Below are 23,512 nucleotides of genomic sequence, written 5' to 3'. Positions count from 1 at the left end.
GATCAACGAAACCAGACGCAGAAGTCCGTTCATTCTTATCTCCATAATATTTGTTTTCATATGCTTATTTGCGTGTCGGGTAACCGGATGCCGCGTCTTTCCCGGCCGGAACCGATCCGGCCATCGGAGACACGTCTCCGAAATTGGTCGTGAGAAGCTGCCCGAACTGCTCTATCGAAAACTGCCCGTAAACCGGGTATCTGCGGATTTTCATGGGATCCATGCCAGGCATGTTCACACCCTGGTCCGTGGTCACCGTCGTGATGTATCCGGAGTCCCGGGCGATAGCGAGCAGTTCTGCGTTGTACCATCCGCTGGGCCAGGAGTAATGAACAATCGGTCGTTGGAGCTTATCTTCCATACTCTTTTTCGCTCCGGCGACCTCTGCCACGACATCGGACCGCGACCGGTTCGGAGTCTTCCCGGTGAGCCAGGAAATGAGATGGTTTCCGGGTATCCAGGGATGTGTATGTGAATGGCAGCCGACATCAAAATTTCTATCGGCCAGGATCTCCGAAAATTCCTCCCAGGTCAGGAAGGCGGGATAGGCGCCGTCGATGTACTCCAGCACGATAAAGAAGGTTGCCTTGAAGTTGTATTTTTTCATGATCGGTATGGCATTCTTCACGCTCTTCCAGCCGTCGTCAAATGTCAGGACGACCGATTTCTCGGGAAGAGATATTTTTTTATCCATATATGCTTTCAGATCATAGAGATCGATGGTCGTGTAACCGTTATCCTTTAGATATTTCATCTGCTCTTCAAAGCGGGCCACTCGAACCAGCGTATGATCCGGCGACTCTTCCGGATTGTCGGAAACCTTGTGATACATCAGAACCGTAACATGTGCAGGCGTAACGGCCATGCCCGCCGAAGAGGCGGAATTGGCACACCAGCCCTGTGATAGGAATAGCAGAAAGAAGGCCGCAGAAAAAAAAGTGGTCGTCATCCTCCTTTTCCGGTTGCAATCCTTTGAATTCTTGTTCATATTACGCCTCAATTCATTGATTTTTTCTGCGAACGGAAATGGGTTCGTCCGGCGTGATTACCATTCAGGATCTTTTTTGTCGAGACGATTTGTTTTCGTGAACCGGGAGACCAATCAACCATTCATATATATTGAGGATGTCTATCAGGCAGGGAGGCGAAGGCTTTCGGACTATACCGAAAGGTATAGGTCTATTTTCTTAAAACCATTAGACAAAAAAGATATATGGATGTATAAGTCCGACGAAAAATTACAGAGAGGCGGAAGATGATATGGGTGATTTGCGACTGATCCTGATCGTCTCTATCTTGTCGGTCTTTTCGTTCGTTCTTGGTTTCATTATCGCTTCGGTATTCCGAAGGATCAGGAACGAACGCCGTTATTCTACAATTGACCAACTCAGAGACAAGTTCCGAACCAAACTCGCGGAGATCGATTCCATCACGGCGATAGATAGATTCTCCGTCAGCCAGTGGCAATCGGCCGTTCGCAAGGGTTCTGTCGAATGGGTCGCTCTTGAGGACGTTATTTTCGAATTTGCCGAAAGAAAAGGCCAGAAAGCCTTTGCCAGGCGCCTGTTTACCGCTCTCGGCTACACCAAGCATTACCAATCTCTGCTTTCGGCCCGTTCCGCCATCGATTTGTCGATGGCGGCCGATAAACTGGGGCGGATCGGCGACCCATCCTCACTGGAGCCCCTCAGCAAACTTCTGGATCATCCAAAATCGGAAGTATCCACCGTTGCCTTCCGGGCTCTCTGCCGAATCGGGAAGCGGGATGCTCTTCATCGTTTGCTGAATGCCCTACCCAAACTGATGAAGAATGAAAACGTATCTTCAAAAACCATTCAGACATCCCTTCTCCTCTTTGAACCGTGGGCCAGTGCAACGATTATAGAATATGCAGGGAAAACTTCCGACCCGAAGATTCTCGCCCTGCTCGTCGAGACGCTGATCGGCTTCCCTCCGCACAAAGAGATGTTCGATATGGCGGTTACCCTCGTTTCCCACTCGGATCCGGAGGTTCGGGGAAAGGCGCTTCGTCTCCTGGGCAGGGAAGACAATGCTTCATATTCCTGCGATCCCGCTGTTTTCAAGCCTCTCGTCTCGGATCCGGTGTGGTTCGTTCGACTGCAGGCCGCGAAGACCATCGGCAGGATAAAATGCGATCATTACATGGAGATGCTGAAGAAGTTCGCGCTTGACGAAAAGTGGCAGGTGAGGGACGCCGCCGCGTTCGCCCTCTCCGAAATGGGTGAAGCATCCATCGATTCGTTCCGTGAACTCATGGAAACTCCGGATCGATATGCAAAGGAAAGCATCTGTGAAGAGATTCAGCGAAGCGGTTATGTCCTGGGGCTCATCGATTACCTGGGAGACCGCGAAAGCGACAGGAAAAGCAAATCAAAGCGGATTCTCCAGCTGATGCATCAACTCGGTTTTTCTTCGCCGCTTCGCGATGCCCTGGAATCGGCTTCCAGTTCTCCCCAAGTTCGAACTGAAATTCAAAGTATCCTGAATGCTGGCGGTGCCCAATGAACGAGATCCTTCAAACCATCGTAATCGGTTTCAACTACTTCATCGGTTTTTACTTCGGCCTGGTCAATGCGGTGTATTCCGTTCTCCTGGCCATCGCCTTGATCGTCATTCTCCGACATATCCGGAGGATCCGGTACGCTCCTTTCCGGGATCTGGAAAACCGCTCGGAAATGCCTCCTGTAGCAGTCCTGATCCCCGCCCGGAACGAGCGCAGCGTCATCATCCGGACCATTGAATCCGTACGGGGACTCCTTTATCCATGGACAGAGATCGTTGTCATCAACGACGGTTCCACGGACGATACGCTGCAACTGTTAATCAAGCATTACAACCTGCGAAGAATCGATCCTCTATACAGGGATATCATCAAAACGAGGCCGGTCCGGGGATTCTACTACACGAGCGAAATTCCCAATCTGATTGTGGTAGACAAGGAAAACGGGGGCAAATCGGATGCTCTCAACTGTGGAATCAATGTCTGCAAAAGCCCATATATATGCACGCTCGATGCGGACTCTGTATTTGAACCGGAATCCCTCATCCGTCTGGTAACTCCGCTTGTCCAGAGTACGGTTCCCGTTATTGCGTCGGGCGGCGTCGTTCGCGTGCTCAACGGCGTCAAGAGAGAGAATGGGGTCATGAAGCAGATTGAGCTCCCCCGACACAATTCTCTCGCCATATTTCAGATTGTCGAATATCTGCGAAGCTTCCTTTTCGGTCGGGTCGGCCTGGACGCGCTGAACTGCAACCTGATCCTCTCAGGAGCCTTCTCCATGTTTCAGAAGGCCGCCGTTATCACGGTAGGCGGTTTCAAACAGGGGAACGTGACGGAGGACATGGAGCTTGTTGTGCGCCTGCACAAACATTACAGCCTCAAGGGTGATCCATATGTGATCCGTTTCGTTTCCGATCCGATCTGTTGGACGGAGGTTCCCGAAACCCTGAAAATGCTCGGAAGGCAGCGACGCCGATGGCATCTCGGTATGATCCAGAGCATCTGGGAACACAAGACGACGATATTCAATCCGAGATATGGCCGTCTGGGCATGTTCGCGATGCCGTACAACGTGTTTATCGAGATGGTCAGTCCCATCATTGAATTCCTGGGTTACATCATTGTCATCATTTCCTACATTCTGGGAATGATCGATTACGATTTCTTCATGCTGTTCCTCTTCCTGGCCATCGGGTACGGCATCTTTTTGTCCACCACCGGAATCTTCCTTGAGGAGTTGACATACCGGCGCTATCCGAAATGGACCGACCTGTTCGTTATGCTTGCTTATGGGGCACTGGAGAACTTTGGTTATCGACAGATCAACTCCTTCTGGAGGTTCTCCGCCTTCTTCCAGTTCATCTTCGGGCGTGGGCAGTGGGAAACGGTTCGCCACAAGGGCGAAAAGAAACAGGCTGCGACGACGTCTGCAGCTTGATCAGCACACTGAATGATCTGTGCCGATTGTCATCGTATCATTGTTTATAAATAACTTCTTAAGGAGAAGCGAATGAAGAGAGTTTCTTTGTTTCTGCTTGCGGCTTTTCTGTGTTGCCTGACAACCGCCTTTGCCGCCGACGAAGCTGATTTCAACAAACGCCTTGCCGGGGCAAAAGACAGTGTTGAGAGGGCGACCATTTTAAAGGAGCTCGGAGACATTTACACCGCGGAGGGACAGCACGAAAAGGCTGCGGATGTGTATTTAAAGGCATTGCCAGACCTTCGGGACCGGTTGCCTGAAGATCAACTGACGGACATTGCCATCGGTCTTTCCTGGGGAGGAAAGCTGGATGCCTCTGCCGGGGAATTGCGCTCCATCCTCAAAAGAAATCCCAAAAACACGAAGGCAAGAAACCATCTGGCCAAGGTCATGCTCTGGACTGGCAAGAATGATGAAGCCCTGGCGGAAGTCAATACTGTTCTGGCCGCACAGGCTGACGACCCGGATGCCCTGCTGGTGAAGGCACACGTTCTCCGGATTAAGGACGAGCTTGATGCGTCCATCCAGATCTATAACAAGCTGCTGAAGGGGGGCGAAAATTTCGACGCCGCCATCGGACTGGCCTGGGCATACTTTCAGAAGGGGGATGTTGCCACCACACAAAACATGATCCCTACGGCGAAGCCTTCCTATCCCTATCAGGAGCAGGAACTGAAGAATCTAAAGGCAGAAATTCAAAAAGTCCTGGATACCAGAAAGGCCGCTGTCGAGGCCGTGGGACCGGAGGCGGATAAACTGAAAACGGAAGGAGACGTCCTCGCGGAAGGCGAGAAATATCCGGCTGCGGCAGAAAAATACGCAAAGGCGCTGGAGCTCTCCCGCGGCTTCCCGATTGCGTCCCGGATGGAGATGGCGACGGTTATGGCCTGGGCGGGAATGCACAAAAAATCCGCACAGGAACTGAAGGATATCATCGAGAAGGACCCCTCCAACATGGGGGCTCGCGTCCAGTTGGCCCAGGTACTGCTCTGGCAGGGCGAATTTGATGCTTGCATCCGGCAGGCCGACGTTGTTCTGGCCAAGGACCCCCAAAACCGTGACGCCAGCCTGTCCAAAGCGAATGCCCTTCGGTCGAAGGGTTTTTTCCGCAAGGCGGACCAGCTGTACAAGGCCCTTCTGGCAAAATCGGACGACTTCGATGTCCGCGCAGGCCAGACATATGGGTTCCTTGCAAGTGGGAACAAAACCGCCACCGACGACAGCATCGCACGCCTGAAGCCCCGAAACGCCGCAGAGCAAAAAGAGCTTTCCGATATGCGTGTTGAACGCGACTGGACGATGCGCCCCAGGCTCTATGCAGGAACGAATTTCTACTACGACAACGACGACAACCGGGTAACGACCCTCTACGGGGGAACCCAGTTCTGGCTGGCCAACTTCAGAACGAACATCGATTATTCCCGTCTGAGACTGCAGGGTGAGACCACCGGGTACACGGACGCAGGAAATGCTTTCCCCATGAATACGGGCAAGGAGACGGACTATGTCCAGCTCTCGACCTATGCGAGGATGCCCTGGTACGGCGGACTCGGGGGAGGAGTCGGACTGTCGGACGGCAAGTTTTTTACCTGGCACGGGAAAGCGGATATTGACGTGCTCTGGGGATCTGTTGGAGCCTATGTGGCAAATGAACCATATAATTATCTTGTGTCGCTCACGGACAACAACATAAGGGCCAAGACTTTCCAGGGCTGGATCAATCAGCGCCCCACGGACCGTATCACCGTGCTGGGTACCTTCACCCATCGCGAATATTCCGACAGCAACGGTTCTGACGACATTCAGGCAAGCATCGCCTATACCCTTTTGAGAAGACCTTTCGTTTCCGTTGGCTACCAGTTTCGCCACATGGATTTCCGCCGTCAGAGCGGAGGGGGCTACTTTGATCCGGATGACTACAGGGCCCACTCCATGTTTGTGACCTTCGGTTACTACGAAATGCCGTTTTACATGAGCGTCACGCCTTATGCAGGCTACCAGGATTTCACGCGCAATGACCAGCATGAGCACGGCATTTTCGGCGGTGTGAGCGGCCTGATCGGGTATCGATTCGGCAACCGGATGGCCGTCGAGGCGACTGGCGAGTGGGGGAACTCTCCCGCCGGCGGCGGTTCATCGGCCACGGCCGGAACCGGCTGGTATTATTACGTGGCCGGTTTGAGGATCATTTTTGTCCTCTAACGATCATTACAGGGAGCAACATTCAAAAATCGAATCCTGGGCTTACACTCTCCAGGTAGAATTGGAACGCCTTGCATACCCCTTTCATCCCGGTGACAGCATCGGCATCAAGCTTCACTGGGGTGAAAGGGGGAATCGCAGTTTCCTCCCCCCCGATTATGCAAAAGCAGTCATCAACTGGGTCCGGAACCATGGCGGACGTCCGTTCGTCTTCGACACAACGGTGCTGTATTCCGGAAGCCGACGGAATGGGAAAGATTCTCTGGCAACCGCCTCCAGTCACGGTTTTTCAGAAGAATTCCTGGGGTGTCCCGTCCTGATTGCGGATGGCCTGGACGGACGGGATGTCGTTTCCATCCCCGCCGGTTACCTCCATTTCGAGTCCGTTCAGGTGGCGAATGTATTCGAACGGACGGATGGTTTTGTTGTTTTCTCGCACTTCAAGGGCCACTTGGCATCGGGCTTCGGAGGCGCCATCAAGAACCTCTCCATGGGTTTTGCCTCCCGGGCACAAAAGCAGCGCATGCATGCCGATGTGTCCCCTGCGCTCGATGAATCGCGATGCACGCGATGCGGCGTATGCGTTACGGTCTGCCCTGCCGGCGCCGCCTGTATGGAAGAAAGCAGCTTTCCAACGTACGATCTGGATGCCTGCATCGGATGTGCGCAGTGCATCGGAGCCTGCCCGGAAGTAGCCCTGAGGATTCTCTGGGATACGGATGTGACCGTCTTTCAGGAAAAACTCGTGGAAACCGCGGCCTCCGTCTGGCGGATGATGGAGGGCAGGGCTCTCCTGATTAATGCATTGCTCAATATAACCGTGGACTGTGACTGCCTTCCCGGAAAGAACCCGACGATCGCGGAGGATTCAGGATTTCTATCCGGTACTCATCCCGTGGAAATCGATGAAGATTCCCTCCGCATCATCGGAACGGAGCCTTTCGATCGAGCCCATCCGGGTATTCCATGGCGGAGGCAGTTATCCTACGCCCGGGAGATCGGATTTTCCCCCTGAAGGAGATGTTGACCTTTTCATGAAACAGAAAGAGCGGATTCACTCGAGAAATATCGGCATTGACTGTTACGAAACACCGGATGGCAATCTCTTCGTGGAGGCATCCCTAACGGATGAACGGTATGTTCCGTTTTTCCTCTACACGGCGAATCGGGTTCACGACCCCGGCGTCATTCATGGCATGATTGCACGAATGACCCTGAGTGTTCCGGATCTGACCATTCTGGATGCCGAAGCGGAGATGCCCCATGTTCCCATTGAAGAATGTACCGACGTCAGGGATTCCATCCGCCGTCTCGTCGGCATGCGGATCCGGTCCGGTTTCACCAACGAGGTGAGGGAGTTGCTGGGCAAGAGGGCAGGCTGCCAGCACTTGACCAACCTGATCATGACCATGAGCTCCGGCGCCGTCCAGGGGCTTTGGACCATCATGAGCCGTCTGCGAGACGAAGAATCCGCTCTTCGGCAGCACCTGGATCCGGAACTTCTCCTCGACAGCTGTTGGTTATGGAGGAGCGACGGCCCCCTGGCCGAACGGCTTCGTCAGGCGCGGGAACTCCGAGAAGGGGAGAAGGAGACAGATTCAGGGAATCCCTGATGAACTCGTTTGCAGATAGAAATCAAATCATCCATGATCGTTTCCAAGTCATACCATCCATTCCATGCGCTCTCCCTTTCTGATCACGATTGACGGACCCGCGGGAGCGGGTAAGAGCACCGTGGCCAGGGAACTGGCACGCCGCTTGTCTTTTCTCTACCTTGATACCGGTGCCCTCTACCGGGCACTGGCGCTCAAGGTGCAGCGGGAGGGGGGCCTTGCGTCCAACACCCAGGCGCTTGAGCAGTTGTGTAAACGAACAAGGCTCGGTCTGATCCATGACGATGCCGGCATGCGGGTGCTGCTGGACGGAGAAGATGTGACTTCCCTGATCCGGGCAGAAGCGATCAGCATTCTGGCATCCAACATCTCGGCACAAGCCCCGGTGAGGGAAGCCCTGCTTTCCGTCCAGAGGCGGGTCGCCGATCAGGGATCCCTGGTAGCGGAGGGCCGGGATATGGGAACGGTGGTCTTTCCCGACGCAGATGTGAAGTTCTATCTCGATGCCTCTCCTGAGGAGAGGGCGCTCCGTAGATACAGGGAACTGGAATCCTCGGAAAACGGCGTGAATCTCGACTCGGTACAGCAGGATATCAGGAAAAGGGACCTGCAGGACCGCGGGCGATCTGTGGCACCTCTCAGGATTGCCGAGGATGCTCACGTGATTGATTGCTCTCTCCTGACAGCAGCAGAGGTCGTTGATGAAATGCTTTGCGTGATCGGCAGGATAACAGGAAATCCCCGATCTTGCCCCGGGGATTGAAATCAACCCGTCCCGAATCCGTGCAAAACCGGATGATCGGTGGAACCGAACAGTACCGTCCTCATTTTCGGATACGTTCCCTGCTTGAAATTACTTGATCTTTAAGGGTGCCTATGTTACGCGCCTAAATTCATACGGGTTGAAAAATTTCAGGGGGTAATCAGGTTTATGGTCGACGGCAACGAGACGCAATTCAATCAGGACACAGACAGGGAAAACCAGAGTCAATCCAGCGAAATCCAGACTGACAAACCAGATGAGGGGTTCGGTTTCAAGGAACTGTATGAGCAGAGCCTTCAGAACCTCCAGATGGGTGAAATCGTCCGGGGCAAGGTCGTACAGATCGGGCAGGACGTGATCATGGTGGATGTGGGCTGGAAGACGGAAGGTTACATCCTGGCACGGGAGCTGAAGGACGCCGATGGGAATATCACCGTCGCCGTCGGAGATGAAATCGAGATTCTGGTGGATAAGAGAGATTCGGACGGAAATCTGGTTCTCTCCAGGGAAAAAGCGGCAAAAATCAAGGTGTGGGAAAATGTGCGCTCCGCCTACGAGCAAAACAGGCCGATCCACGGGACGATCGTCGAGCGCCTCAAAGGAGGTCTATCCGTCGATATCGGGATTCCGGCCTTTCTACCGGGTTCGCAGGTGGATATCCGCCCTGTCCGGGATCTGGAACGATATATCGGTCAGAGTTATCTTTTTGAAATCCTCAAATACGACAGAAAAAGGAACAATGTTGTGCTTTCCCGCAGAACCATTCTCGAACGGGAGCGGGAAGAGTTGAAGAAGGAGACCCTGGCCAAGATCGAAGAAGGGATCATCGTCGAAGGGATTATCAAGAACATTACCGACTACGGCATTTTTGTCGATCTGGGCGGCATCGACGGTCTCCTCCATGTGACGGACATTTCCTGGGGCAGAATCTCCAGGCCTTCAGACGGCTTTTCCAGGGGAGACAAGATCACGGTCAAGGTTCTTTCCTTTGATCGTGAAAAGGAGAGGGTTTCCCTCGGCCTTAAGCAGCTTGCCGACAACCCCTGGCATACCATTCTGAATAAGTACCCAGTCGGTTCCGTCATTGACGGCCGCGTCGTAAACGTCACCGATTACGGTGCCTTCATTGAGTTGGAACCCGGCGTGGAAGGCCTCATTCACATCTCGGAAATGTTCTGGACCCGGGAAATCCGCCATCCGTCAAAAGTGCTCCAGGTAGGCCAGAAGGTTCAGGTCATGATCCTGGACATCAACCAGGAATCGAAGCGCATTTCACTCGGCCTCAAGCAGACCACCCAGAATCCCTGGGAGAATCTCCGCCAGAAATATCCCGAGGGAACGGTGATTCGCGGGACGATCCGTAACATAACCAATTTCGGAATCTTCGTGGGCGTTGAGGACGGCATTGACGGCCTGGTCCATGTTTCCGACATCTCCTGGAAACAGCGTGTGAAGCATCCTTCGGAATTCTACAAGAAGGGACAGGAAATCGAGGCCGTCGTTCTGCATGTGGACGTGGAAAATGAAAAGTTCTCGCTGGGAATCAAGCAGATCGAGAGGAATCCCTGGGAAGAACTGGCCCAGCGTTTCGCCATGGGTACCGTCGTTTCCGGAAAGGTGACCAACCTGACGGATTTTGGTATTTTTGTTGAGATCGAAGAGGGCATTGAAGGGCTCGTCCACATATCCGAACTGAGCCAGCGGCGCGTGAAATCACCCTCGGAGCTGTTTGCAGTGGGAGATGTAATCTCCGCCGTGGTCAAGAGTGTGGATTCGAAGAACAGAAAGATCCGCCTGAGCGTCAAGGATTACGAGGCTTCCGTAGAAGGCAGCCACTCCACGACGCAGTACCTCAACAACCGGGAGAACATCGGATCCAACCTGGGGAAGGCACTGGCAAACGCGAAACTGCATGATTCGGAGCGGTGAAGTCCCGGAAGGTACTTCCTGAGCAATGATCCGTAGGCATCCCATCCTCTTCGGCCTGCTGCTGCTCTTTGTCGCGGGAGCGGTTTTTTTGGCAGCCGTGTATTCGCTCGGCAACGTGACGGGGGGCAAACGGTCCCTCTCCCTAGCCGACAAGGTCGGAGTTGTCCCGATCGACGGTGTGATCACCGCCTCGAAGGACACCGTGGAGCAACTCGAATCGTTCGGGAAAGATCCTTCCATCAAGGCGGTCGTCCTTCGAATCGACTCCCCTGGAGGCGGAGTGGCTTCGTCCCAGGAGATCTTCGGCGCGATCCTGGAACTGAAAAAAAAGAAAAAAGTCGTTGCATCACTCGGATCCATCGCTGCTTCGGGAGGCTATCTGATCGCCTGTGCAGCCGACCGCATCGTCTCCAATCCGGGAACCATTACTGGAAGCATCTCCGCCATTATGCACTTTGCCAACGCCGAAGAGCTGATGAAGAAAATCGGCGTCCGCGCAACCGTGATCAAGAGCGGGAAATTCAAGGATATCGGAACGCCCGCCCGGGGTATGACGGATGAGGAGCGCGAACTCCTCCAGGACCTCGTGGACGATATTTACGATCAGTTTCTCGACTCGGTCGCCGTCAACAGGAAGCTTTCCAAAGATACCGTCCGCACCTTTTCCGATGGACGCGTTTTTTCGGGTCGCAGGGCGATGAAACTCGGACTGGTGGACGAGTTGGGAGACTTGACAGCAGCGGTTCGAGTTGCCGGCGGTATGGCCGGAATCAAGGGGGACCCCGAGGTTGTCTGGCCACCGAAGAAACGCTCCTCCCTGTTCGATTACCTTCTTCAGGACACACGCTCTTACCTGACCAAGGCACTGCGGGAGCAGTCCACAGGTCCCGTCGGTGCACATTACCTGTACCCTGGATTCGCCCTGTGAGGCTGGTATCTCTCTTGAGAGGCAAAGGATTATCCATATGAAACCTGTGCCGGAAGATGCGACGATCCTTCTGGAGAAAAGGAATAGCGTTGCTGTCCTGACGCTGAACCGGCCTCACGAAATGAACGCCCTGTCCTCCGACATGCGCCGGGAACTCCTGGAGGCACTGCTGCTCCTGGGAGACGATGATGAGGTTCGAGCGGTTGTACTGACCGGTGGTGAGTACGTATTTTCCGCAGGCATGGACATCAAGGAAATGTCTGAGATCCCGGACGAAAGGATCGACGATTATTTCCGATCCATGGTCCGGTACCTTTCCAAGATCTACACGTTCCGCAAACCCGTAGTCGCTGCGGTAGGGGGAATTGCCCTCGGCGGAGGCTTCAACCTGGCCGTTGTCTGTGACATGATCATCGCCTCGGAAAGCGCCATCTTCGGACATCCGGAATTGAAATTCGGCCTGAATCCGCTCTTCGGACCCCTCATGCAGTTGGTCGGCATGGCCAAGGCCAAGGAAATCACCATGCTGGGAGAGCCGATCGGAGCCAGGGAGGCCCTTCGCATCGGCCTTGTCAACAAGGTTGCCCCCCCTGACAATTTTATGAAGGAGGCCGTGGCCGTGGCAGAGGAACTGGCAAAACGCTCTCCCAAGGCCCTGGAGACGGTCAAGAAATTGTCCGATGTCGTGCCCCGTCTCGACAAGGCATCGGCCCTTGAACTCGAATTCGTGGAAAGCGCCTTCCTTTTCTCCATGCCGGAGCGAAAAGTGCTCATGAACGAATTCATCATGAATCAGTTCCTGCACAAGATTCACAAGCCCTCCTGACCCGTTCATCCCCGCCAAGCCCCGAATCTCCTCGATTCCCGGACAACAATTGCTTTGACAATCCGAATTTCCTGATATAGAAACAGCGGGTTCGCAAAGCCTCGCTCCTGCGACAACCTGCATGGATTTCAAAGAATTCGTGGAAGGGGATCGACGAATGAAAACCATCTCGCTCGGACTGATCGGTTTCGGCACGGTAGGTACCGGCGTAGTCAGGATCCTTCAGGAAAGCACGGAGATGCTGTCCCGGAGGCTCGGAGCGAAGATCGTCCTGAAGAGGATCGCGGATCTGGACATGGAGAGCCCCCGTGCCGTCTCCGTGAAAAGAGACCTGCTGACGACCGACGCGGAAACGATCCTCTCCGATCCGGACATCGACATCGTCATTGAGTTGATGGGAGGATACGAACCGGCCCGCACGTTCATTCTGAAGGCGATAAAGAACGGCAAGCACGTCGTGACCGCCAACAAGGCGCTCCTGGCCACCCATGGGAACGAGATCTTCCGGGCCGCGGAAACCGCAAAAGTGGACATCGGCTTCGAGGCCAGCGTCGGCGGAACGATTCCCATCATCAAGACACTCAAGGAATCCCTCGTAGCCAACCGGATCCTGTCGATTCTGGGAATCATGAACGGGACCTCCAATTATATTTTGACGAAAATGACCGACGAGGGAAAGGCCTTCGACGTCGTTCTCAAGGAGGCCCAGGCCCTCGGTTTCGCTGAGGCCGATCCGACGTTTGACATCGAGGGAATCGACACGGCGCACAAACTGGCGATCACCCTGTCCCTTGCCTACGGCAAACGAGTCAACCTCGATGATCTTTACCGGGAGGGAATCACGAGGATCAGCGAACAGGACATCGAGTTCGCACGGGAACTCGGTTACAGGATCAAGCTCCTGGCCATTGCCATCCAGCGGGGGCAGGCCGTCGAGGCACGGATCCATCCGACCATGATTCCATCGAATCACCTGCTGGCCAACGTGAACGGGAATTTCAACGCCTTCCATCTCGTGGGAGACGCAGCAGACTCGGTTTTTCTGTACGGTCAGGGTGCCGGCATGATGCCGACTGCCAGTGCGGTTATCGGAGACGTGGTCGACATCTCCCGGGAAATCCTGAAAGGCACCTCGGGCAGGGTACCCCACCGGACCCTCGAAGAGGATCTCCTCGAAGACATCCACCTGGTTCCCTTCGACGAGATGACGACGAACTATTACTTCCGCTTCACCGCCGCCGACCGGGCCGGTGTTCTCTCGAAGATCTCCGGGATTCTGGGCGAGAAAAACATCAGCATCGCGTCGGTCATCCAGAAGGGGAAGAAGCAGGGCGGGGCTGTACCGGTCGTGATGACCACCTACAAGGCCAGGGAAAAGGATGTACGGGAGGCTCTCAAGCATATCGACCAGCTCGACGTGGTCCACGGAGAGACGATCCTGATCCGGATTGAGGACGAGAACCTGTAATGAAATATGTCATTCTCCTCGGAGACGGCATGGCGGACCGGCCCCTGGCTGAGTTGGGTGGAAAGACTCCCCTGGAAGCCGCCCGGACGCCGAACATGGACCGGATCGCCGGAACCGGGCTGGTCGGCCTCGTGGACACCATCCCGGAAGGTCTCCAGCCGGGAAGCGACGTGGCGAACCTGTCCGTTCTCGGCTATGACCCTCGCCTTGTCTACAGCGGCAGGGGCCCCCTGGAAGCGGCCAACATGGGTGTCCGTCTCGATCCGGAAGACGTGGCGTTCCGCTGCAACCTCGTAACCCTCGGAGGGGACGGCCTGGACATCATGGACAGTTACAGCGCCGGCCACATCGGGACGGACGAGGCCGCGGAGATCATCGCCGACCTGCAGCGGGCTCTGGGGAACGCGGAGTTCCGGTTCCACCCCGGCATCAGCTACCGGCACCTCCTGGTCTGGAAGGGGGGAAACGCCTCTCTCCTCACCACTCCTCCGCACGACATCACTGGGCATAACGCGGCATCCCGCCTGCCGAAGGGAGACGGAGAAGAGGCCGTTCTACGCCTGATGCGAAGCGCAGCCCCTGTCCTGAAAGACCATCCTGTCAACCGGCGGCGGACTGTCAACGGGAAAAAGCCCGCCAACAGCATCTGGCCGTGGGGCCAGGGGCATGCCCCCCGCATCGTACCGCTCACAGAGACATACGGCCTCCGTGGGGGTATGATCTCGGCCGTAGACCTGCTCAACGGCATGGGGGTATACGCAGGCCTGAAGGTCATCCGGGTCGAGGGAGCCACCGGTTTCACGGATACGAACTACATCGGCAAGGCGGAAAAAGCACTCGATGCCTTGAAAGAGATGGACTTCATCTTTGTTCACGTGGAGGCCCCTGATGAGATGGGCCACGCGGGAGACATCGAAGGGAAAATAAAAGCCATCGAAGATTTCGATGAGAAGGTTGTCGGGACGGTTCTGAAGGGACTGGAGACGCTGAAACCTTATCGGGTAATGGTGTTAAGCGACCATCCGACGCCGATCTCCATCCGCACCCATTCGTCCGAACCGAGCCCCTTCGCGGTCCTTTCCTCCGAGGACAACGAGAATCCATGCCTGGGAGCCTCCTACTCGGAGTCGGAGGGAAGAAAATCAGGGATCCTGCTGTCTCCCGGGCACCATCTGATGGAGCGGTTCATCCGGGGGCGGCTCCATGCCTAAGCATCGCGTCCAGGTCCGGGTGTTCTACGCGGACACGGATGCCATGGGGATTGTCTATCACACGAACTATATCCGCTGGTTTGAAATCGGGCGGACGGAGCTGCTCCGTGACATGGGCATCAGCCATGACCGGATGGCGGGAGAACCGTTTCTTCTGCCCCTGACCCGCGTCTATTGTCACTATTTCGTCTCCGCCCGGATCGACCAGCTGCTGACGATGGAGACGGAAATCGCTTACCTCAAGCGTGCAAGTATCAAGTTTCACTACGAAATCTGGGATGAAAACCGGGATGTGAAGATGGTGGAGGGATACTCGGTTCATGCCTGCACCGACCGGAGCGGGCGGATTGTACGGATGCCCGATTTCTGTGTCCGTCAGGTTCTTCATCATGAACCGCAACTGAAAGGAGAAAGGAATGGCAGATAAGAACCTGGAACTGGACCTGAAAGGGCCGGATCGCTTTCAGGCCCTGATCATGGACATAACCCGGTACGTGTCGGAAAACAGAAAACAATTCTATATCGGCGTGGCGGCGGTGGTGGTCATCGCTCTGGCGGCCAGCGGATGGTTTCTCTATCGATGGCAGGACGAAAAGAGCGCTTCCGCACTTTATGCACAGGCCATGAACAAGGCCCAGGGCGAGCAGGTTCAGCCGGCGGATATCGTCAAGGCTTTTCAGGAGGTTGTGACCCGGCATCCTTCAAGCGAAGCGGCTGCCCTGGCATCGTTCCGCCTGGGGAATATCCATTACCTCCTGAAAGACTACGATGCCTCCCTGAAGGCCTATCAGGCCTTTATCTCCCATGCCCCAGCCCGGAGCGATCTCACAACGCTGGCGTATACGGGGGAGGGTTACTGCTATGAAGCGAAAGGGGATTTCAAAAACGCCCTTTCTTCATTTGAAAAGGCCGAAAAATCGACAGGCGGTACCCACTTCGAGTCCATGACACTCCGAAACGTTGCGCGGATCCACGAGTCGCTGAACGATCCGGCGAAGGCACTGGAATACTATAAGAAGGCCCTGGGAAAGAGCAACGACCCCTTTGTCGAAAGCCTCATCAAGGTAAAAATCGCCACGCTGGGGTAGACAATCCCCAATCCGATCCATCATGCCGAGTCTATCCAGCCTGCGGGCTTTGCCGGCATTCCTCCACAACGAGGATTTCCGGAACCGCCTGCTCTTCAGCATTGTCATCGCGATTCTGGCGGTCCAGGTCTGGGCCGCCCTGATCAACATCCATTTTGGAATCGACAACATCCAGATGATGTCCGTTTTCGAATCGGATGAAACAGCGGCCGTCCTCAGAACCCAGAAGAACATTGCCGAGGGAGACGTCTCCCCCGACGGGATGTTTCAGTACGGCTTCCTCTTCAACACATTGGCCTATTGGAGCGCTCGATTCTTCAAGTTTCTTGGTTACAGCCGGGACACGACCGTCGCTTTCATAGCCATCAACTACCGCCTGCTCACGGTTTTTTCTTTCATCCTGCTCCTCTTCTTCTTTCAACGCCTCTCTCTTCTGGTCGTCAAATCCCGCGAGCTTTCATGGCTCAGTGTCCTTCTTCTGGCTTCCGTCCAGCAGATCTATTACTGGTCCCAGACAATCCACCCGGATATCACACAAACCCTCCTGATCGTGGCCGCCGCCTGGGCCGCCCTTAGAAAGCACACGTTCCGAAGTGCATTCCTGGGGGCATTTCTGGCCGGTATGGCCTTCGGAACGAAATACGGCGGGATTTTCATCCTTCCGTTTCTCTTCGTTCCGGCCCTGCTGAACGACCGTCCGGACCTTTCCATGAAGGAAAAAATCCGCAGCAAAGCACCGCTTTTTCTTGCCTGTTTTCTGCTGGGCTGGCTTATTTTCAACCCGTACGTCATTTTCAATTTTATTCACTTCGTCCGCTGGCTGAAGTTAATCGTATTGTACACACTGACGGGGTTTGTCGGATCACAGGGACAGATCGCACCAGCCAATCCTATACTCTGGTTTCCGGTTCTCTACAGGGCGTTTTCACCGCCAAGTTCGCTGGTCCTGCTGGCAGGGCTGGTTCCCGCTCTGTGGTCCCTGATCCGCGCCCTGAATCGCAGAGAAAGCCTCCGGACTCCGGATACCCTGAACCGGATCGTCATCGCCGCCTACTGCCTGTTCGCCCTGATTCACATCATCCTGGGCGTCAAGTCCCGGGAAATTCGATACGCCTTTCATCTCGTCCCGTTTATCGTGCTCCTGTCCTTTGTTGGATGGTCGGTTCTATCCCGTTCGATAGAGGAACGTGGACGGACGATCCTTCTATTCGCCCTGCTGCTTCTCATCGCCCCGGCAAACCTGAACGCGGTCCAATCCATGGCTTTCTGCTCGAACAAGGAATCCGACATGCGCCTCGCATCGGGACGGATACTGGAGGAGCGATATACTCCGGACACAAGAATCCTTGCAGACTTCTACAGCTTTGTTCCCCCGAAATTCAGGAATTCGCATATAGAGTGGGGCATCAAACAGGAATCGATCCTGCGCGAAAAACCCCTGGTTGTTCTTATCAACAAAAACATGACGGGTCGCTGGATCTGGAAGGCGCCGGGAACGTCTTTCCGTGACGGTTCATTCGTTACGAATCCATCCTTCCGGGAAAGTGATCTGCGGGAAGCCCGGGAAGTATTCTCCACACTGTTCCAGGGCGAAGATGGACCGTTTCGGCTCGTCTACGAGGACGACCATGTCGGGATTCTGGAACGGCGGGGTTCCCCCGATTCCCAAAAGGAGTGACCGTAGCGATGGCCTCCCCGGAAACGAATGAATTCATCCAGGCAAGACAGAGCGGCACGCATTTCTCTCGAACCCGAACCGAGCACTGGGATGCGGTTGCCCGCAGGGATAAGCGCGGAAAGGAGTGGGGAAGCACCTACCGGAGTTATCTGAAGCGGACATATCGATTCCTCGTTCCGAAAGGACGAAGGGTTCTCGAACTGGGCTGCGGGCAGGGGGATCTGCTGGCCTCCCTGAAGCCTTCCCGCGGTGTCGGGGTCGACTTTTCCGCTGCCATGATCGAACGAGGAAGACAACACCATCCTGACATTCATTTCATCTGCCAGGATATCCATCACCTCGAACTCGATGAGACGTTCGATGTCATCATTCTCTCCGACATCCTGAACGACCTCTGGGACGTTCAGAAGGTATTCGAGGAAATGCAGAAGTTCTGCCATCTCCGGACCAGAATCCTGCTGAACCTCTACAGCCACCTCTGGGAAAAGCCTCTTGAACAGGCCCAGAAACTGGGCATGGCCACGCCGACACTGCCTCAGAACTGGCTGACCGTGGATGATGTGACCAACCTGCTGTATCTGACCGGCTTCGAGGTGATCCGCGCCTGGCCGGAAATCCTCCTGCCGGTTCGTATCCCCTTGCTTTCCTCACTCCTGAACCGCTATGCCGTCAGGGTCTGGCCTTTTCGGTGGTTTGCCCTCACGAATTACATCGTTGCGCGTCCAAGTCCGAAAACTGAGGCAGCGGATGCACCGCCTCCGCTGGTTTCGGTTCTCGTCCCTGCCAGAAACGAAGCGGGGAACATCCCCCGAATCTTCGCACAGGTGCCGGAAATGGGCCGGGGCACCGAGCTTGTGTTCGTGGAGGGCCATTCCCAGGACGAAACCTACGAGGCAATCGAGAAAGCCATCACCGAGCACCCGGAGCGCCGCTGTCTTCTTTTCCGGCAGACAGGGAAAGGAAAGGGCGATGCCGTCCGCCTCGGTTTTTCGAAAGCGACCGGTGATGTTCTGATGATTCTGGACGCGGACCTGACGGTTCCACCTGAGGACCTGCCCCGTTTCCTCGCCGCCCTGACATCGGGAAAAGCTGAATTCGTCAATGGAGTTCGACTCGTCTATCCCATGGAACATCGGGCAATGCGCTTTTTCAATCTCCTGGGGAACAAATTTTTCAGCATGGCCTTTTCATGGCTTCTTGGACAGTCCATCAAGGACACCCTCTGTGGAACCAAGGTTATGTGGCGGGAGGATTACCGGCACATCGAAGAAAATCGATCTTATTTCGGCGACTTCGATCCGTTTGGGGATTTTGACCTGATTTTTGGGGCGGCAAAGTTGAACCTGAAGATCGTCGATCTTCCGGTGCGATATCGCGAGCGGACCTACGGCAGCACCCAGATCCAGCGCTGGAGTCACGGTTGGCTTCTGCTCAAGATGGTTGCTTTCGCCGCCCGAAGAATCAAATTCATCTGATTACGGTATGCCGGATGATCAAGAAACTGTTGTGCCATCCTCTGGCTCGCGGCCTGGATATCGACAATCCGGCCATGACGGAAATCCGGCGGCGGATCATCCGGGAGAAACCGTTTCTGAGCCGGTTATACCGCGAATGGTATGAAAGCATCCGGGAAAATCTCCCGGACATCAAAGGCGAGGTCGTCGAGCTGGGATCGGGAGCCGGTTATCTGGAAGAGGTGATTCCCGGTGTTGTGAAATCGGAAATCCTTCCCTGTTCTCATGTTGATATCGTCCTGGACGGTTGCTCCCTGCCGTTCGCCGAAGCCTCGCTTCGCGCGCTGGTCATGACAGATGTTTTTCATCATATCCCCCGTCCAAGGTCCTTTCTCCGCGAGGCTGGCCGTTGCCTTCGTCCCGGCGGGGCGATCATCATGATCGAACCGTGGGTGACGCCCTGGTCACGGTTTGTCTATAAACATCTCCACCACGAACCCTTCGAACCGGAGGCAGCGTCATGGGAATTCCCGCCTGTGGGGCCCCTGTCGGGAGCCAACTCGGCTCTACCCTGGATTGTATTCAGCCGGGACAGGGGCCGCTTCGAAATGGAGTTTCCGAAACTCCGGATCGAGGCTGTCGATCCGATGATGCCCCTGCAATACCTCCTGTCCGGGGGTGTCTCCTTGAGGAGCCTCCAGCCCGGTTGGGCATTTCCGCTGTGGCGTTCCCTGGAGGGAATCCTTAAGCCGATCCGGCCGGCCGTTGCCATGTTTGCCCGGATCATCCTCCAGCGAGTCGATGGGAAAAAACAGGGACAGGGGAACGATGATGGAAAAGAGTAGCAATCCAATCAGCCGGTTTCTGAAAAAATACGGTTCTCATGCGCTTCACCTGTGGTGCGAGGAATACGCAGGCTGGCTGATCCGCAACCTGCCTTCCCTGGAGGGGATGGCCATCCGTTATGCCTTCTACCGCCTCCTGTTCAAGAGGCTGCCTTCGTTCCCCCTGATCTACCCGGGGGTATACTTCACCCACACGTACGGCATCTCCGCAGGAAACCGGTTTTCCGTGAACACGGGTGCACTGCTTGACGGAAGGGGAGGCATTACAATCGGTGATGGAGTCATGATTGGCCCCTTCGCCGTCATTGTCTCTTCGGATCATGATCTCGGCCGGCTGGAGATACCCATGTCATCCATGGACCATGTCCTTTCGCCGGTTACGATCGGGGATGATGTCTGGATCGGCGCCCATGCTGTAATTCTCAAGGGGGTAAACATCGGCCGTGGTGCCGTTGTGGCCGCGGGAGCAGTCGTTTCGTCCGACGTCGAACCCTGCACGGTGGTTGCAGGGATGCCGGCAAAAACGATCCAGAAGAGAATATCCGCCAAGGAGGTATCGGAATGACGGGGGATCAGAATGGGGAGGGGAAAAAGGGCATGTCAACGCCCTCTTCCGGAAACCGATTGCGGGAAGGGATGCTCAACGGATTCCTTCTTGTCGTGACACTTGCCGTTGGCTTGATCCTGATTGACTGGCTCAGCACCTTTTTTATCGACAGCCGATCCCCCTTCGAGCGCATGTTTCCCGTGGAGCAGACAAGACACCCGGAGCCGTTCATCATGTTCAAGGGCAAGCCGGGCGGAGGGCACAACGATCTCGGATACCGCGGAAAATCTCCAACCCAGGCACGGCCCGGCAGTTATCGCATCTTCTTTCTCGGGGGATCCACAGCCTATGACGGGGAGCCTCCGATTGCCGAGCTGGTTGAACAACGCTTCCATGAAATGGGCGCAAAAAATGTCGAAGTATTCAATTTCGGCGTGGTCAGCTCCAATTCCGGAATGGAACTGGCCCGTGTCGTCCACGAGATTCTTGATTATAAGCCCGACTATGTCATTTTTTTCAATGGCGGCAACGATCTCATCTCTCCCCTCGGTTGGGATCCGCGTCCCGGTTATCCTTTCAATTTCATGGCCTATGAGAAGAATCCCCTGATGGAGACCCGCCGGCAGTACAGCCTCGCGAAATCCATTGCCCTGGGAAGCAACCTGTTCCGGATCGCCGCTGGCCGCTATCCGTCTCTCAACGAGTGGCTCCTGGGCCAGAAAGTACTTCGGAAAAAGTCTGGATTCGAGACCGCCCCCTGGAAAGAAAAGATCGCCACCGCCTATCTGGGAAACGCCATGAAGGCCCAGACGGCCCTCTCGGGCGCCGATGCGCGCTTCGCCGTCTTCTTCCAGCCCCTGATCTATTACAAGGACCACCTGGGGGCGAAGGAAAAGCCCCTCTGCGCCGAACAGGGCCGGGCCTATTATGAGGAGACGCGGGCGATGATTCGCTCTATGCGCCAGGAGCGCTTTCCCAGCCTGAATTTCTTTGACGTCAGCGACATTTATGATACAGAGCGGGGCGACGTTTTTACGGACATTATTCACACAACCCAGGAGGGGCGAACGGCCATGGCCGTCACGATCTGTGACCGGATCGCGGCCGATGCTCTCAGGGACATGAAGAGGAAAGGCAAATGACAGCAACGAAAAAGAAAGGTTCAGCGGGAAAGAGGCTGATGTCGGGAAACGAGGCCATTGCCCGCGGCGCGTACGAATGCGGCGTCCGCTTCGGCTCCGGCTATCCGGGAACGCCCAGCACGGAGATCATGGAAGAGTTCGCCCGGTATGAGGGTGTTTATGCCGAGTGGTCCCCCAATGAAAAGGTGGCCATGGAAGTGGGGATCGGCGCCGCCCTGGCGGGGGCGAAGGCCCTGGTTACCATGAAGCATGTCGGTGTGAATGTTGCCGCCGATCCTCTCTTTACCGTCAGTTATACAGGAACAAACGGTGCCCTGGTGATCGTCTCCGCCGACGACCCGTCGCTGCACAGTTCGCAGAACGAGCAGGACAACCGGAATTACGCGAAATTCGCCAAGATCCCGATGCTCGAGCCGGCTGACTCGGAGGAGGCGCGGCAATACGTCAAGATCGCCTTTGAGTTGAGCGAACAATTCGATACGCCGGTCTTCCTGCGGTCCGTAACGAGACTCTCCCATTCCAAGGGAGTCGTAACACCCGAAGATCCCGTCCCGGCGGAGGACCGCACAGCCATTCGCTTCAATGCCGCCAAGTATGTCATGGTCCCCTTCAACGCCCGGGTCCGGCGCGTGGAAGTGGAGAAAAGAATGAACGCCCTTCGGGAATTTGCCGAGACGTTCCCGGAGAACCGAATGGAAATCAACGATCCCGAAGTGGGGATCATCACGGCGGGCATGTGCTACCACTATGCAAAAGCCGCCTTTCGGAATTATTCCTACCTGAAACTGGGGATGGTATACCCGCTCCCGGTGAATCTGATCCGTGAATTCGCCCGAAAGGTAAAGAAACTCTATGTACTCGAGGAGATGGATCCGTTCTTCGAAGAACAGATCAAAGCCCTCGGCATCCCCGTGATCGGAAAGGAAATCTTCCCCTACACCGGGGAGTTCGATCCGGGAATCGTAGAGTCGGCCATCTCCGGTACCAAACCGGAATCCCCCTCCTGCCCGGTCGAAATTCCTCCGCGGCCGCCCAATCTCTGTCCCGGCTGTCCCCACCGTGGCCTCTTTCACGTTCTGAACCGCCTGAAGACCTTCGTCACCGGAGACATCGGCTGTTACACCCTGTCGTTCATGAAACCCCTCGAGGGCCTGCATTCCTGCATCTGCATGGGCGCCAGCATCGGTATGGCCCACGGGATGAGCAAGGCCCTGGGAGAAAAGGGAAGGGGTAAGATCGTCGGTGTTATCGGCGATTCCACGTTCCTTCACAGCGGCATCACGCCCCTTCTCAACCTGGCCTATAACAAGGGGGACGCCGTGATCGTCATCTGCGACAACCGGACGACCGCCATGACGGGCATGCAGGAGCACCCGGGGACTGGTTATACCCTGCAGGGAGAGAAGACGAAGCCTGTGGATCTCAAGGAGCTGGTCACCGCGCTGGGCATCGATTCCGTCAGGGTTGTGGATCCCTATGATCTGAAAGCGACAAGGGCTGTCCTCAAGGAGGAGCTCGACCGGCCGGGCCCCTCGGTTGTTATCTCCCAGCGGGCCTGCGTCCTGTTTAAGCGGGAGACACAGGCCGCCCGGAAGCCCCTTCGTGTGGATCCGGACAAGTGCATCGGCTGCCGTAACTGTATCGGCCTTGGCTGCCCGCCCATCGCTTGGCGGCCCTTCGAGGGAATGCCGCCGGAGCAGGTAAAGAAGAACGCCAAGAAGCAGGATGGAATGGCCGTAATCGATGGAACCCTCTGCAACGGCTGCACGGTCTGCCAGCAGCTGTGCAAGGTCGGGGCCATTGTCGAGGAGGACTGA

The 23,512-nt window shown here is 55.6% G+C and carries 19 protein-coding genes and 1 pseudogene; 19 read left to right on the top strand and 1 reads right to left on the bottom strand.

The features are described from left to right. Positions 1 to 64: 64 nt before the first annotated feature. Positions 65 to 949, bottom strand: a complete 885-nt coding sequence (locus PLO63_07795) for a polysaccharide deacetylase family protein (protein HOI74032.1) — start codon at positions 947 to 949, stop codon at positions 65 to 67. 311 nt (positions 950 to 1,260) lie between these two features. Between PLO63_07795 and PLO63_07790 the strand changes: the two genes are divergently transcribed. From PLO63_07790 to iorA, 19 genes and pseudogenes are all read left to right on the top strand, one after another. Then, on the top strand, positions 1,261 to 2,526 hold the full coding sequence (locus tag PLO63_07790) for a HEAT repeat domain-containing protein (protein ID HOI74031.1): 1,266 nt from the start codon (positions 1,261 to 1,263) through the stop codon (positions 2,524 to 2,526). Beyond that, positions 2,523 to 3,959, top strand: a complete 1,437-nt coding sequence (locus PLO63_07785; GenBank protein ID HOI74030.1) for a glycosyltransferase — start codon at positions 2,523 to 2,525, stop codon at positions 3,957 to 3,959. Before PLO63_07790 ends, PLO63_07785 begins: the two co-directional genes overlap by 4 nt. 72 nt (positions 3,960 to 4,031) lie before the next feature. Further along, a complete protein-coding gene (locus PLO63_07780) occupies positions 4,032 to 6,203 on the top strand; it encodes a tetratricopeptide repeat protein (GenBank protein HOI74029.1) in 2,172 nt (723 codons plus the stop codon). Between the two features lie 61 nt (positions 6,204 to 6,264). Continuing rightward, positions 6,265 to 7,218, top strand: coding sequence for a DUF362 domain-containing protein (locus tag PLO63_07775; GenBank protein ID HOI74028.1), 954 nt, complete (start codon positions 6,265 to 6,267; stop codon positions 7,216 to 7,218). Between the two features lie 19 nt (positions 7,219 to 7,237). Beyond that, a complete protein-coding gene (locus tag PLO63_07770; protein ID HOI74027.1) occupies positions 7,238 to 7,816 on the top strand; it encodes a DUF2889 domain-containing protein in 579 nt (192 codons plus the stop codon). A 64-nt stretch (positions 7,817 to 7,880) separates the two neighbouring features. Beyond that, positions 7,881 to 8,579, top strand: coding sequence for a (d)CMP kinase (gene cmk, locus PLO63_07765; protein HOI74026.1), 699 nt, complete (start codon positions 7,881 to 7,883; stop codon positions 8,577 to 8,579). A gap of 168 nt (positions 8,580 to 8,747) precedes the next feature. After that, a complete protein-coding gene (locus tag PLO63_07760) occupies positions 8,748 to 10,508 on the top strand; it encodes a 30S ribosomal protein S1 (GenBank protein ID HOI74025.1) in 1,761 nt (586 codons plus the stop codon). A gap of 25 nt (positions 10,509 to 10,533) precedes the next feature. Further along, the gene (gene sppA, locus PLO63_07755) at positions 10,534 to 11,436 is read left to right on the top strand and encodes a signal peptide peptidase SppA (GenBank protein ID HOI74024.1); all 903 of its coding nucleotides are present in this window, start codon (positions 10,534 to 10,536) and stop codon (positions 11,434 to 11,436) included. Positions 11,437 to 11,473: 37 nt separating this feature from the next. Continuing rightward, entirely contained in the window at positions 11,474 to 12,262 is a 789-nt protein-coding gene (locus tag PLO63_07750) for an enoyl-CoA hydratase/isomerase family protein (GenBank protein ID HOI74023.1), read from the top strand. A gap of 157 nt (positions 12,263 to 12,419) precedes the next feature. After that, positions 12,420 to 13,730, top strand: coding sequence for a homoserine dehydrogenase (locus PLO63_07745; protein HOI74022.1), 1,311 nt, complete (start codon positions 12,420 to 12,422; stop codon positions 13,728 to 13,730). Continuing rightward, on the top strand, positions 13,730 to 14,941 hold the full coding sequence (locus PLO63_07740; GenBank protein HOI74021.1) for a cofactor-independent phosphoglycerate mutase: 1,212 nt from the start codon (positions 13,730 to 13,732) through the stop codon (positions 14,939 to 14,941). Before PLO63_07745 ends, PLO63_07740 begins: the two co-directional genes overlap by 1 nt. After that, the gene (locus PLO63_07735) at positions 14,934 to 15,368 is read left to right on the top strand and encodes a thioesterase family protein (protein ID HOI74020.1); all 435 of its coding nucleotides are present in this window, start codon (positions 14,934 to 14,936) and stop codon (positions 15,366 to 15,368) included. The genes PLO63_07740 and PLO63_07735 overlap by 8 nt, the downstream gene beginning before the upstream one ends. Beyond that, on the top strand, positions 15,358 to 16,029 hold the full coding sequence (locus PLO63_07730; protein ID HOI74019.1) for a tetratricopeptide repeat protein: 672 nt from the start codon (positions 15,358 to 15,360) through the stop codon (positions 16,027 to 16,029). The genes PLO63_07735 and PLO63_07730 overlap by 11 nt, the downstream gene beginning before the upstream one ends. Positions 16,030 to 16,051: 22 nt before the next feature. Then, complete coding sequence (locus PLO63_07725; GenBank protein HOI74018.1) at positions 16,052 to 17,707, top strand: glycosyltransferase family 39 protein; 1,656 nt, start codon at positions 16,052 to 16,054, stop codon at positions 17,705 to 17,707. Positions 17,708 to 17,715: 8 nt separating this feature from the next. Further along, a complete protein-coding gene (locus PLO63_07720; protein ID HOI74017.1) occupies positions 17,716 to 19,182 on the top strand; it encodes a glycosyltransferase in 1,467 nt (488 codons plus the stop codon). Positions 19,183 to 19,196: 14 nt separating this feature from the next. Further along, positions 19,197 to 20,006, top strand: coding sequence for a methyltransferase domain-containing protein (locus PLO63_07715; protein ID HOI74016.1), 810 nt, complete (start codon positions 19,197 to 19,199; stop codon positions 20,004 to 20,006). Positions 20,007 to 20,379: 373 nt separating this feature from the next. Continuing rightward, positions 20,380 to 20,571, top strand: a pseudogene (locus tag PLO63_07710) (DapH/DapD/GlmU-related protein). Then, complete coding sequence (locus tag PLO63_07705) at positions 20,568 to 21,695, top strand: SGNH/GDSL hydrolase family protein (protein ID HOI74015.1); 1,128 nt, start codon at positions 20,568 to 20,570, stop codon at positions 21,693 to 21,695. The pseudogene PLO63_07710 and the gene PLO63_07705 overlap by 4 nt, the downstream one beginning before the upstream one ends. Next, complete coding sequence (iorA, locus tag PLO63_07700) at positions 21,692 to 23,512, top strand: indolepyruvate ferredoxin oxidoreductase subunit alpha (GenBank protein ID HOI74014.1); 1,821 nt, start codon at positions 21,692 to 21,694, stop codon at positions 23,510 to 23,512. Before PLO63_07705 ends, iorA begins: the two co-directional genes overlap by 4 nt.

This window comes from Syntrophales bacterium (assembly GCA_035363115.1).
Taxonomy (GTDB): Bacteria; Desulfobacterota; Syntrophia; order Syntrophales; family PHBD01; genus PHBD01.
This window is presented reverse-complemented; position numbering and strand designations above follow the sequence as displayed.